The sequence below is a fragment of the Olsenella sp. An188 genome, assembly GCF_002160255.1.
Lineage (GTDB): Bacteria > Actinomycetota > Coriobacteriia > Coriobacteriales > Atopobiaceae > Thermophilibacter > Thermophilibacter avistercoris.
In genome coordinates this window covers 134,698-146,954 of the sequence record NZ_NFKF01000002.1, presented here as the reverse complement: position 1 = coordinate 146,954, position 12,257 = coordinate 134,698, and the positions used below count along the sequence as shown (strand labels likewise).

The 12,257-nt window shown below is 69.1% G+C and carries 9 protein-coding genes; 5 read left to right on the top strand and 4 right to left on the bottom strand.

All coding sequences use genetic code 11. From position 1 onward, the window contains the following. The first annotated feature begins 85 nt into the window (after positions 1-85). Positions 86-3,097: a glycoside hydrolase family 2 TIM barrel-domain containing protein gene (locus tag B5F23_RS03135; protein WP_087351715.1), complete on the top strand. Its 3,012-nt coding sequence runs from the start codon at positions 86-88 to the stop codon at positions 3,095-3,097. 62 nt (positions 3,098-3,159) lie between these two features. On the opposite strand, the gene B5F23_RS03130 is transcribed toward B5F23_RS03135, so the two are convergent. The 3 genes from B5F23_RS03130 to B5F23_RS03120 all read right to left on the bottom strand — a co-directional run bounded on the left by B5F23_RS03130 (position 3,160) and on the right by B5F23_RS03120 (position 5,208). After that, a complete protein-coding gene (locus tag B5F23_RS03130; protein ID WP_087351713.1) occupies positions 3,160-3,588 on the bottom strand; it encodes an FKBP-type peptidyl-prolyl cis-trans isomerase in 429 nt (142 codons plus the stop codon). A gap of 151 nt (positions 3,589-3,739) precedes the next feature. Then, on the bottom strand, positions 3,740-4,861 hold the full coding sequence (locus B5F23_RS03125; RefSeq protein ID WP_087351711.1) for a hypothetical protein: 1,122 nt from the start codon (positions 4,859-4,861) through the stop codon (positions 3,740-3,742). Next, a complete protein-coding gene (locus B5F23_RS03120; RefSeq protein WP_072374834.1) occupies positions 4,858-5,208 on the bottom strand; it encodes a PadR family transcriptional regulator in 351 nt (116 codons plus the stop codon). The genes B5F23_RS03125 and B5F23_RS03120 overlap by 4 nt, the downstream gene beginning before the upstream one ends. 169 nt (positions 5,209-5,377) lie before the next feature. Between B5F23_RS03120 and murI the strand changes: the two genes are divergently transcribed. Continuing rightward, positions 5,378-6,157: a glutamate racemase gene (gene murI, locus B5F23_RS03115; protein ID WP_087351709.1), complete on the top strand. Its 780-nt coding sequence runs from the start codon at positions 5,378-5,380 to the stop codon at positions 6,155-6,157. Positions 6,158-6,224: 67 nt separating this feature from the next. Here murI and B5F23_RS03110 read toward each other — a convergent pair whose 3' ends face one another. Continuing rightward, positions 6,225-7,109 (bottom strand): DegV family protein, encoded by an 885-nt coding sequence (locus B5F23_RS03110; protein ID WP_087351707.1) that lies wholly within the window; start codon positions 7,107-7,109, stop codon positions 6,225-6,227. A gap of 98 nt (positions 7,110-7,207) precedes the next feature. On the opposite strand from B5F23_RS03110, the gene B5F23_RS03105 reads away from it, so the two are divergent. The 3 genes from B5F23_RS03105 to B5F23_RS03095 all read left to right on the top strand — a co-directional run bounded on the left by B5F23_RS03105 (position 7,208) and on the right by B5F23_RS03095 (position 12,065). Further along, positions 7,208-8,929 (top strand): M3 family oligoendopeptidase, encoded by a 1,722-nt coding sequence (locus B5F23_RS03105; protein WP_087351706.1) that lies wholly within the window; start codon positions 7,208-7,210, stop codon positions 8,927-8,929. A gap of 71 nt (positions 8,930-9,000) precedes the next feature. Then, the gene (locus B5F23_RS03100) at positions 9,001-9,534 is read left to right on the top strand and encodes a hypothetical protein (protein WP_143786347.1); all 534 of its coding nucleotides are present in this window, start codon (positions 9,001-9,003) and stop codon (positions 9,532-9,534) included. A gap of 272 nt (positions 9,535-9,806) precedes the next feature. After that, positions 9,807-12,065: an ABC transporter substrate-binding protein gene (locus B5F23_RS03095; protein ID WP_087351702.1), complete on the top strand. Its 2,259-nt coding sequence runs from the start codon at positions 9,807-9,809 to the stop codon at positions 12,063-12,065. Positions 12,066-12,257: the final 192 nt, after the last annotated feature.

The following is a 12,257-nucleotide window of genomic DNA, read 5'->3' as shown; positions in this document are numbered from 1 at the left end:
CAGCCATGACAGTTAGCTCAGACGCCAGTGTCACGTTGTGTGTGACGCTCGGCTCTGACGCCAGTGTCACGTTGGGGGGACGACGATGAGGTATGTGATCGACAGGAGCGCGTATTGCGACGCGGCGACCATCGAGGAGCGCCGTCTCCCGGCGAGGAGCTACTTCATCCCGTTTCCGGACCGTGCCTCGGCCGATGCCGCCCCGCTCGCGCGCCGCCGCTACGACTCGCCGCTCGTCCGCTGCCTCAACGGCACCTGGGACTTCCACTTCTACCCGCGCCCCGCGGAGCTGCCCGACGTGCTGGACACCGACGCCGTGGCCTGGGACCGCATCGCCGTTCCCGGCTGCTGGCAGTTCCAGGGCTACGACCGCCCCTTCTACGTGGACGAGCGCTACCAGTTCCCCTTCGACCCGCCGCGCATCCCCGAGGAGGGGCCCGTCGGGCCGGTCTTTTCGCTCATCGGGGAGGACGGCCCCGGGCCGCACGTGGCGCACCCCGCGGACGAGTACAACTTCGTCGGCGTCTACCGGACGACGTTTGACCTCGCGCCGCGCGAGACGGCGCTCGGCCACGTGATCTCGTTTCTCGGCGTGGCCAGCTGCCTGGACCTCTACCTCAACGGCGAGCGCGTGGGCTACTCGGAGGGCTCCCACAACACGGCGGAGTTCAACCTCACCCCCTGGCAGCGCGCCGGCGCCAACGAGCTTCTCGTCGTGGTGCGGCGCTGGTGCACGGGCTCCTACCTGGAGTGCCAGGACATGTTCCGCAACAACGGCATCTTTCGCGACGTGCTCCTGCGCACCACGACCCTGGCGAGCGTCTGGGACCTCGCGCTCGGCATGCGGCGAGAGGAGCGGGCGTCTCGCGTGCGCTACCGGCTCCGCGTTGACGTGACGCTCGTCGACGACGGCGAGGCGCGCGTCACCCTGCGCGGCCACGGCCTCGAGCGCACCGCCTCGACGCGCGGCCGCGGCGGCGTGCCTCGGGGCGTGGACTTCGGCGACCTGGACGTGCTCGAGTGGACCGCGGAGACGCCGTACCTCTACGACCTCTACGTGGAGACCGACGCCGAGTGCGTGCGCACCCGCGTGGGCTTTCGCGAGGCGCGCGTGGACGGGCGGCGCTTTCTCGTCAACGGACGGCCCGTCAAGCTGCGCGGCGTCAACCACCACGACGACACCCCCGCGGCGGGCTGGGTGATGACGCCCGACGAGATCGAGCGCGACGTCGAGCTCTGCCTCGCGCACAACATCGACACCATCCGCACCTCGCACTACCCGAGCGACCCCTACCTGCTCGAGCTCTGCGACGAGCGCGGCCTCTACGTGGTCGACGAGGCCGACCTCGAGACCCACGGCGCTCTCGTCCAGCGCGTCCCGCCGAGCCCCAACTGGCTCACGCAGGACCCGTCCTGGCGCCCGCGCTACCTCGACCGTGCCGAGCGGCTCTTCGAGCGCGACAAGCTGCACCCCTGCGTCGTCATGTGGAGCCTGGGCAACGAGTCGGGCGGTCACCGCAACACCGACGCCATGTACGACTGGCTGCGCGCCCGCACGAGCCTGCCGGTCCACTACGAGGGGGTCATCCACTCCCGCCGTCGCGCCTACGACGTGGCGAGCGAGATGTACGCGAGCGTCGAGCGCGTGCGCGAGGCGGGGGAGGGGCGCGCGAGCGTCCGGGAGCTGAACGACCGGCCCTACTTCCTCTGCGAGTACGCGCATGCGATGGGCGTCGGCCCGGGCGGCGTTGAGGACTACTGGCGTGAGATCTACTCCTACGAGGCCCTGATGGGCGGCTGCGTCTGGGAGTTCGCCGACCACGCGGTGCTCCACCCGGATGGGAGCTACACCTACGGCGGCGACCACGGCGAGTGGGAGCACGACGGCAACTTCTGCGTGGACGGCCTCTTCTACCCGGACCGGACGCCCTCCACGGGCGCGCGCGTGGTTGCCCACGCCTACCGGCCCATCCGCGTCCGCCACGTGGGCGGCGACTTCTTCATCGTCTTCAACGCCTGCTCGTTCACTCCCGGCGATGCCTTCGAGCTGCGCTTCGAGTGGAGCGACGGGGGCGCGTGCACCCTCGTGGCGGACGTCGACCCCCTGCGCCAGCAGACCGTGATGGCCCGTCCGGAGGGCTCCGGGCCGCGGCCTGCACCCGCCGGCGCGGAATCGGGCGGCGAGAAGGACCACCCCCTTCGGCGCAACCGGATGCGCTGGGTGACGGTGAGCGTGCTTCGCCGGGACACGGGGGTCGTGGTTTCCCGCGAGCAGATGGTCCTCTCCGCTCTGGAGCCGCTCGACGGCTCGCTGCTGGCGGCCGCGCCGCGCCTCCCGCGGGACTGCGAGGTCACGGAGGAGGGGCTCGTCGTCGCGGGGGTGCTGCGCCCGGCGGCGACGCCGGTCCTTCTCGCCCGCGCGTCGACGGACAACGACCGGACGCTCACGGGGCACCGCCCGATGGAGGAGTTCTACGAGTGCCGTCGCGAGGTGCTCTCCGTCGAGCGCGGCGCCCGCGCGGCCACGGTCAGGGCGCGGCTCACCTACCCGCACCACCGCTTCCTCTGCACGACGAGCTACGAGGCGGTGGCGGCGGGCGTGCTGGTGACGCTGCGGCTGCGCTGCGAGCGCGGGCGGGGCGACCTGCCTCGCCTGGGCGCCTGCTACCGGCTGGACGAGCGCTGGGATGAGGTGTCCTACCTGGGACGAAACGGCGAGTCGTACCTCGACATGCGCGAGCAGGCGCAGATCGCGCACGTGAGCTGCCGCGTGGCGGACATGACCGAGCCCAACATCCGGCCGCAGGAGAGCGGCAACCGGATGGACTGCCAGTTCGTGACGCTCTCCGACGGGGTGCGCCGCGTGCAGGTGACGGCCGTCGACCGGCCCTTCGAGCTCGCGGTCAAGCCGTACTCGGACGAGGAGCTGCGCGGGATGCGCCACCGCGAGGACGAGGTGCGCACCGGCACCTACCTCACGGTCCAGGCGTTTCAGATGGGAATCGGCACGGGGAGCTGCGGGCCGGCCACGAGGGCGGAGTACCGCTTCGACTGCCGCGGCGAGCACGAGCTGCGCTACCTGGTCTGCTGGGAGTAGCGCACAAGAAGGCGGCCCGTCCCCGGAGGGGCGGGCCGCGCGGGAAGAGCTGCGGGGCCTTCCTACTCTGCGACCTCGAGCAGCTCGATGTTGAAGTTGAGGGCCTTGCCGGCCATCTCGTGGTTCATGTCAAAGGTGACGTTGCCGTTCTCGACCTTGGCCACGGTGGCCGGGAAGGGCTGGCCGGTGGGGGAGGCCAGCATCACGCGGTCACCGGCGGAGAGGGTCTCGGCGCCGGGCATGGCGGAGACGGGCACGGTCTGGATGAGGCGCTCGTCGCGCTCGCCGTAGGCCTCGGCGGGCTCGAGGCGGACGTCCACCACCTGGCCGACCTCCATCTCGCGCACGGCGGCGTCAAAGCCGGCGATCATCTGGCCGGCCATGCAGGTGAACTCCAGCGGCTCGCCGCGGTCGCGGGAGGAGTCGAACTTGGTTCCGTCGTCGAGCGTGCCCACGTAGTGGACCTTGACCTTCTTGCCCTCGTTGCTCATGGGGCCTCCGTTTCCTGGTGCGTGCGACATTGCGGCCTCCGATTGTGACAGATGTTGCCCCCAGGGAGCGCCCGATGCCGCACAAGTCCCAAATACGACGAGAATCGACGTCGTGCGGGAGGGCTGTGCGGCACCGGGAGGGGCGGATGCGCTAGTCGCGGTCGGCGCGGTCGCAGATCCGGTCGTAGTAGCGCTCGCTGGAGAGCAGCGCGCGCAGGTCGTTCCAGGTGCCGTCGGTCAGGCGGTCCGCGGTGAGGCTCGTGCCGAGAACCCCCTCGAGGTCCGACCGGCTGAAGGTGAGGGTGTCCACGCTGAGCTCGCCGTCCTCGGCGTCCGTCTCGTGGGTCACCACGCGCACGGCGTCCGCGGAGCTCGCGGCGCAGAGCAGCGCGGCCGCGTTGTAGGCGAGCGCCTGCTCAACAGCGTCGTCATCCGTGCGGGCCAGCCGGTCGTCCTCCACCCATTCGTACTCCACGATGACCACGTTGCCGTCCCGGGAGTTGGAGTCGGTTCCGGTGGACATGAGGTAGCCGGCTAGCGGAAGGCCTCCGGCGAGGTTCGCGACGGCGGTCCCGTCCAGGGGCCAGGAGGTGGTCGCCCCGGCGGCGAGGGTGGAGGCGTCGTGGCCGGAGATCTCCTGCGCGATGCCGTCGGTGCTCAGGGTCAGTCCCGCTAGGGTGGTGCCCTGACCGGTTCCCGAGCCCGTGGTCGCGTTGGTGTCCGAGCCCGAGTCCGTCCCGCCGTCCACGTACGTGACGTCCCCGTCGGAGCCTCCCGTGGCGTCCACGGCCTGGACGTCCACGGTTCCCTCGTCGTACGCCACGCTCGCCGCCGCGGAGTTGAGTACGTTGACGACCGTGACGATCGCCACCGCGGCCACGATCACCGCCGCCACCGCGCCAACGACCTTTCCGGTCGACCAGCGGCTCCTGCCGCCCTGCGGCTGGGACGCCCCCTCGGCGCCCGGCGGCACCGGGGCGGCCACGGGAGCCACGCGCGTGGCCTCGGCGTCCGCACCTGCGCCGTCCTTCTCGCCGCCCGCGGCCTCCGCGTTCTTCTCGCCGTCGCCGCCCAGGACGTCGTCCACGCTCGTCACGGCCTCGCACGTGCGCGAGAACGCCTCGGCCTCGGACATGCCCTGCGCCACGTAGTCGTCGAAGCGCGCCACGAGGTTGCCGTAGATCTCCTCCTTGAGCTCGATGGTCTCCGCGTCGAGCGTGCGCCCCTCGAAGAGGTGCTCGACGTACATCCTGATGTCGCCCCTGCCGCTCATTTGCTGCCTCCGCCCTGTCTGAGGAGTCGGTCGATGATGGTCCGCGCGCGCACCCAGCGCGCCGTTGCCTCGGCGAGCTCCGTGCGCCCGCCGTCAGTGATGTGGTAGTACTTGCGCCGCGCGCCCTGGGACTCGCTGCCCCAGTAGCTCTCCACGAGCCCCTGGCCCTCCAGGCGCTTGAGGCTCGTGTAGAGCGAGGGTTCCTTCATCTCGTACGCGCCTTGGCTCGTGCTGGCCACGTCCTTCAGGATCTCGTAGCCGTAGGAGTCTCCGTCAGAGAGCGTGCACAGCACGATGGCGTCGATGTTGCCCCGGATGAGGTCGCTCTCCGCGTCTCTGCCTGCCATGGGTCACCTCCCCGTCGTCCGTCGTTGGGAACAGTGTATCGGAAGGTACTATGTGTGTCGATATACTTTTGCAGAAATATAACTGCGAGTGGCATGGTTTTGCGCGCGGGCGGCGGGAGGCGGCGATGCGCTATGCTCTTGCCGACGCGACGACGTGGGGAGGTGCCAGGTGTCAGGGAAGCGAGACGGCTTCGTCGGGGTGTTCGACTCCGGCGTGGGCGGCATCAGCGTTCTGAGGGCGCTCGTCTCCGAGCTGCCCCACGAGGACTTCCGCTTCTTCGGCGACTCCGCAAACGCCCCCTACGGCGAGAAGGACGAGCCGCAGGTCCTCGAGCTCTCCCGCGGCATCGTCGAGCGCTTCCTGGCACAGGGCGCCAAGGCCATCGTGATTGCCTGCAACACGGCCACCTCGGTCGCGGCCGCCACGCTGCGTGCCGCCCACCCCGACGTCGTGATCGTGGGCATCGAGCCCGCGCTCAAGCCCGCGGCGCGCGCCTTCCCGCACGGCCGGATCCTCGTGATGGCGACCGAGGTCACGCTGCGCCTGGACAAGTACCACGAGCTCGCGCGGGCCTGGGGAGGGGAGTGCGAGGTCATCCCGGTCCCGTGCCCGGGCCTCGCCGCGCGTATCGAGCGCGGGGGGCTGGACGAGCCCGACCTGGCCCGGATGATCGAGGGCTTCGTGGGGGCGCACGCCGCTCGCGTGGACGCCTGCGTGCTCGGGTGCACGCACTACCCCTTCGTGCGCGCCCAGATCGAGCGCGCGCTCGGCCCGGGCGTGCGCTTCTTCGACGGTGGCGCGGGGACGGCGCGCCAGCTCCGCGCGCGCCTTGCGGCCGGGGGCCTGCTTGCGGAGCGCGGGCGCGCCGGGCGCGTGGAGTTTGCGAGCAGCCTGGACACGCCCGACGAGCTCGCCCTCTACCGGCGCTTCTTCGAGCTTCCGCTCTAGGCCTGCGCCCAGGCGCCCGCGGCGGGGTTCCTTTCTTGCGTTGTCAGCGGTTTTCCCGCCGCCAGCCCTACGCGCGCTTCTGCCCCCAGAAGAACAGGGCAACCGTGCCGGGACCGGTGTGCACGCCGATCGTGGCGCCGATGGGGAAGATCTCGACGTGGCCGTCGAGCTTGGGGAACGTCTCCTCCACGCGGCGCGCCACCTCGCGGGCGTCGTCCTCGCACTCGGACTGGCAGATGAAGCACTTGCCGGAGTAGTCGAGGCCGCCCTCGGCCAGCTCGACCATCTTCTCAACCACGCGCTTCTCGGCCTTCGCCTTGGTGCGGATCTTCTCGCGCACGGCCAGCGAGCCGTCGGGCGCGACGTCCATGACCGGGCAGATCTTGAGCATGCCGCCCACCAGGCCGGCCGCCTTGGAGATGCGGCCTCCGCGGATGAAGAACGTGAGGTCGGACGAGAAGAACCAGTGCTGGACCTCGCCCTTGTGCTCCTCTGCCCAGGACGCGAGCTCGTCGAGGCTGAGCCCGGAGTCGCGCAGGTCGGCGAGCCTGTCCATGAGAAGCCCGCTGCCCGAGGAGGCGGCGAGCGAGTCCACCACCACGACGCGGCGGTCCGGGTACTTCTCGGCCAGCTGGTCGCGCGCGGCGCAGGCGGAGTTGTAGGTGCCGGAGATGCCCGAGGACAGCGTCACGTGCAGGACGTCGAGCCCGGCCGAGAGGAACCTCTCGAAGTGCTCGATGTAGTCGCCGGCCGAGACCTGCGAGGTCTTGGCGTCGGCGCCGGCGAGCATCTTGGCGTAGAGCTCGGCGGGGGAGTTGGTGGTCCCAAAGTCGTCCTTGCACATCTCGCCATTGAGGAAGTAGTTGAAGTAAATATACTTTATGTCTCGCCGTTCGAGCCACTCGCGCGTCAGGTCAACGGTCGAGCAGCAGCTGAGGACGTAGCCGGGCATAGACTCTCCTTCGACGGGGTACAATACCAACTCGAATCATAGCCGAAATCGCCGCCGCGGGCCCCTCCGCCCGCGGCCACGCAGGGGGGAGTGAAGACATGGCAGACGAGAAGAACGTCTCCTTCAAGGACATGTCCTACGAGCGGCCGGACCTCGAGGCCGTCAAGGCCGCCTACGCCCGTCTCACCGAGCAGCTCGCCGGCGCGGAGAGCTTCGAGGCCGCCGAGGGCGCGTTCCTTGAGAAGGACCGGCTGGACCGTCACGTCCAGACGGCCGCCGAGCTCGTCTACATCCGCCACACCATCGACACGCGCGACGAGTTCTACGACGCCGAGTCCACCTTCTGGGACAACGCCCAGCCCGAGCTCCAGCAGGCCGAGGACGCCTTCAAGGCCGCGCTTCTCGCCACGCCCTTCCGCGCGCGTCTTGCCGAGAGGTACGGCGAGCTGATCTTTGCCCAGGCCGAGCAGGAGCGCCGGGCCTTCTCGCCCCAGATCGTCGACGACATGAAGCGCGAGAACGCCCTCACGCAGGAGTACGTGAAGCTCATTGCCTCCGCGCAGATTCCCTTCGAGGGCGGCACCTACACGCTCTCCCAGCTCACGCCGTTCAAGCGCTCCGCGGACGACGCCGAGCGCCTGGCCGCCTGGAAGGCCGAGGGCGCCTGGTACAAGGAGCACCAGGCCGACCTCGACCGCATCTACGACGAGCTCGTCCACGTGCGTGACGCCATGGGCAGAAAGCTCGGGCACGAGGACTTCATCCCCCTGGGCTACGACCGCATGGGCCGGCTCTCGTACGACCGCGCCGACGTCGAGCGCTTCCGCGAGGCCGTGGTCTCCTACGTGGTGCCGCTCGCGGACAAGATCTTCCGCGCGCAGGCCGAGCGCCTGGGCGTGGAGTACCCGCTCTCCTTTGCCGACGAGACGCTGACCTTCCGCTCCGGCAACCCGGAGCCGCGCGGCGACGCCGACGACGTGCTCGAGGCCGGGCGCACCTTCTACCGCGCGCTGTCCCCGGAGACCGGCGCCTTCTTCGACATGATGCTCGACCGCGGCCTCATGGACGTCCTCTCCACCGAGGGCAAGGCCGGCGGCGGCTACATGACCATGATCCCGGACTACGACGTGCCCTTCATCTTTGCCAACTTCAACGGCACGCAGGGCGACGTCGAGGTGGTCACGCACGAGGCGGGCCACGCCTTCTCCTACTACATGAACACCGACAAGGTGCCCGTCTCGCTCTCCATGCCCACCTCGGAGGCCTGCGAGGTCCACTCTATGTCCATGGAGTTCATGGCCTGGCCGTGGGCCGAGGAGTTCTTCGGCGAGGACGCCCGCAAGTACCGCTACGCGCACCTGGCCGGCGCCATCACCTTCATCCCGTACGGCACGATGGTCGACCACTTCCAGCACGAGGTCTACGAGCGCCCCGAGATGACGCCGGCCGAGCGCCACGCCACCTGGAAGCGCCTGCTCGGGATCTACATGCCGTGGATGCGCCTCGACGGCGAGATTCCGTTCTACGCCGAGGGTGAGGGCTGGCAGCGCCAGCACCACATCTACGAGAACCCGTTCTACTATATCGACTACTGTCTTGCGCAGACGGTGGCGCTGGAGTTCTGGGCCATGTCGCAGGAGGACTTCGCCGGGGCGTGGGAGCACTACATGGCCTACACGCGCCAGGGCGGCACGCGCGCCTTCACGGACCTTCTCGCCCACGCGGGCATGACCTCGCCGTTTGACGACGGCTGCCTCAGGGGCATCTGCGAGCGCGCCGCGGCCTGGCTCGAGTCCTACGATCTCACCGGCATCGAGTAGGGAAAGGGGACCCAAAGGGGGACAGCCCCCCTTTGGGTCACGCGCGACGCAAGAAGGGTGGCGAGAAGAACGTGCGCAAGAAGGAGCGCGAGCGTCTCAAGGACTTCCACCGCGGCGAGGACGGCACGTTCTCCTACGCCGGCGACCACGTGCGCCTGGTGGGCGCGCTCGGCCCCTCCGAGCTGCTGCGTGCCCTCTGGGCCGCCTTCGCCGTGGCGGCGCTGGCCGCGGCCGTGGCCGGAGCCGTCAACCCGGCGGGCCTCACGGGCTGCCCGTACGTGGTGATGCCCTACATGCTCCAGCTCGTGGCCCTGGTCTCCGTCGCCTGGGCGCTCGGGCGGCTCACGGTGGCCCTGCGCGGCGCCGCGGGCGGCCGCGTGCGCGTCTACGTGCGCGACGAGACCGTGGGGTCGCTGCCGGGCCGCTGCGCGCTCGCGATCGGCCTCGCGCTCGTCGCCGCGGCGGGGGAGGTCGTCTTCCTCGCCACGGGCGGCGCCGCCCCCGCGGCCGCCGAGTTCGCCCTGCTCGCCTGCGAGGCACTCTGCTGCGTGGCCCTCGTCGCCCTGCGCCGCTCCGCGCGCGCCGCGGAGTGGGAGGGCGCGTGAGCCCCGACCAGGCGTCCCGCAGGCGGCCCCGAGCGCGGACCCGCCGCCCCACCCTGGCCCGTGGGGCATGGGGATTCCGTCTCCAACCCATGAAACAGTCCGGAAACTGTAACCGGTCTGTGAACTGAGCGCCGGCGTGCGGGTTTTGTGGATTACAAGTACGTAACATGCTGTGTCACATGACGGTTCCGTCATGCCGTTACCTGGCTCTGCCCGGGCGCATCGGCGTCCGGTACAAAAGTCCCCACTTATGGGAGGAAGGTAGGGAAAAGATGCTCGTTACCAGAAGGAAGATGCTCGGGCTCTCCGCGGCCACCATGGGTGCGCTGGCCCTCGCCGCCTGCAACAACGGCGGCGGCTCCACCACCGACGAGGGCGGCAGCTCCGACAAGGCGCTCGTCGTCGCGACCTCCGGCCTCGAGGGCAAGTTCTGCCCGCTGTTCACCGCCTCCGCGGCCGACCAGGACGTCGTGAGCTTCAACAACGTCGCGCTCCTCATCACCGACCGCATGGCCGAGCCGATCTACAACGGCATCGACGGCGAGACCAAGGAGTACAACGGCACCGAGTACACCTACAACGGCCCCGCCAACGTCACGCTGACCGAGCAGGCTGACGGCACCGTCACCTACGACGTCCAGATCCGTGACGACCTCAAGTTCCACGACGGCACCCCGATGACCATCGACGACGTCATCTTCACGCTCTACGCCTACGTGGACCCGACCTACGACGGCTCCGCCACCCTCTACTCCAACGACATCCAGGGCCTCGCCGAGTACCGCTCCGGCATGTCCACGCTGGCCTCGCTCATCGGCAACGCCGGCCGTGACAACACCGACTTCACCTACTTCACCCAGGAGCAGCAGGACGCCTTCTGGGCGGCCGTCGACGACGGCGGCACCAAGTTCGCCCAGGAGATCGTCGACTACATGAAGGATCCCGCCAACGGTGGCTCCGAGGACATGACCGTCGCCGAGGCTGCCGCGGGCTGGAACTACCCCGACCTGCCGGCCGACGCCACCGCCACCGACTTCTTCGAGGCCATCGGCGCCGCCTACGACTGGAACTTCGCCGCGTGCGAGGCCGAGACCGCCGGCACCGCCCTCTCCGAGCTCATCCCCGAGGACGTCTACAACATGGGCTCCCAGGGCGTCGAGACCGGTGACGCCGCCGCCAACATCTCCGGCATCGTCCGCAACGACGACTACTCGATGACGATCACCACCAACGGCATCGACGCCACGATGATCTACCAGCTCTCCCTCGCGCCGTGCTGCAAGAGCTACTACGGCGACCCCGACCTCTACGACTACGAGAACAACTCCTTCGGCTTCCCGAAGGGCGACCTCTCCATCGCCCGCAGCCACAACGGCTCCCCGATGGGCTCCGGCGCCTTCAAGTTCGACGACTACACCAACGGCACCGTGCACCTCTCCGCCAACGCCGACTACTACAAGGGCGCCCCGAAGGTCTCCAACCTCAACGTCGTGGAGTCCCAGGAGGCCGACCTGATCACCGGCGTCCAGGCCGGCACGCTCGACGTTGCCGCCCCGTCCTACTCCATGGAGGTCGCCGACCAGATCACCGAGATCAACGGCGGCGAGGGCGTCACCGGCTCCGTCATCTCCACCTTCCTGCACGACTACCGCGGCTACGGCTACGTTGCCGCCGCCGCCAACAAGGTGTGCGTCAACAACGAGCCCGGCTCCGACGCCTCCAAGGCCCTGCGCAAGGCCCTCTTCACCGTCATCGCGGCCTACCGTGACTCCGGCATCGCCTCCTACTACGGTGATACCGCCTCGGTCCTCAACTACCCGATCTCCACGTCGTCCTGGGCGTCCCCGAACGTCACCGACCCGGGCTACCAGGTCTGCTACTCCACCGACGCCTCCGGCAACCCGCTCTACACCGACGGCATGAGCGACGACGACAAGTACGCCGCCGCCCTCGAGGGTGCCCTCACCTGGTTCGAGGCCGCCGGCTTCACCGTGGCTGACGGTCAGGTCACCGCCGCCCCGGCTGGCGCCAAGCTCGAGTACCAGTGCAACGTCGGTGCCGGTGGCCAGGGCGACCACCCGACGTTCATGATCCTCCAGGAGGCCGCCGACGCCTTCGCGCAGATCGGCATCACCTTCACGGTCAACGACATCGCCAACGCGTCTGACCTCTTCGCCTCCTACCAGTCCAACCAGGCCGAGCTGTGGTGCGCCGCCTGGCAGTCCACGGCCGACCCGGACATGTACCAGCTCTACCACAGCAACGGCTCCACGAACTACTACATGATCGACGACGCTGACCTCGACGAGCTCATCGAGGCCGGCCGCCAGAGCCTCGACACCGAGAGCCGCAAGACCATCTACAAGGAGGCCATGGACATCATCCTCGACTGGGGCGTCGAGCTTCCGGTGTACCAGCGCTCCGAGTGCACGATCTTCTCGACCGAGCGTGTCAACATCGACTCCGTCGTCAAGGACCAGACCCCGTACTGGGGCTGGAAGGACGAGATCGAGAAGCTCGAGCTCAAGTAGTTTTTCTGTCCCAATTTGACCGTGTTGGGAGCGGCAGCCGCGCGCTGCCGCTCCCGGCGGTTTGAATCGTGGTATTTTTTTACGGTTCGGCTTTTGCGGTTCGACATGTCAGCTTCAGAGACCTTCTTCCCGTGTTGGGGGATGGACCTGCGCTCCCTGCGCAGGAAAGAGGTCTTTGACGTCTCGCCCCGA

Coding starts and splice junctions, on each gene's coding strand:
- B5F23_RS03110 (WP_087351707.1), bottom strand. CDS start 7,109: ATGCCCGGCTACGTCCTCAGCTGCTGCTCGACCGTTGACCTGACGCGC.
- B5F23_RS03130 (WP_087351713.1), bottom strand. CDS start 3,588: ATGAGCAACGAGGGCAAGAAGGTCAAGGTCCACTACGTGGGCACGCTC.
- B5F23_RS03125 (WP_087351711.1), bottom strand. CDS start 4,861: ATGAGCGGCAGGGGCGACATCAGGATGTACGTCGAGCACCTCTTCGAG.
- B5F23_RS03095 (WP_087351702.1), top strand. CDS start 9,807: ATGCTCGTTACCAGAAGGAAGATGCTCGGGCTCTCCGCGGCCACCATG.
- B5F23_RS03120 (WP_072374834.1), bottom strand. CDS start 5,208: ATGGCAGGCAGAGACGCGGAGAGCGACCTCATCCGGGGCAACATCGAC.
- B5F23_RS03135 (WP_087351715.1), top strand. CDS start 86: ATGAGGTATGTGATCGACAGGAGCGCGTATTGCGACGCGGCGACCATC.
- B5F23_RS03105 (WP_087351706.1), top strand. CDS start 7,208: ATGGCAGACGAGAAGAACGTCTCCTTCAAGGACATGTCCTACGAGCGG.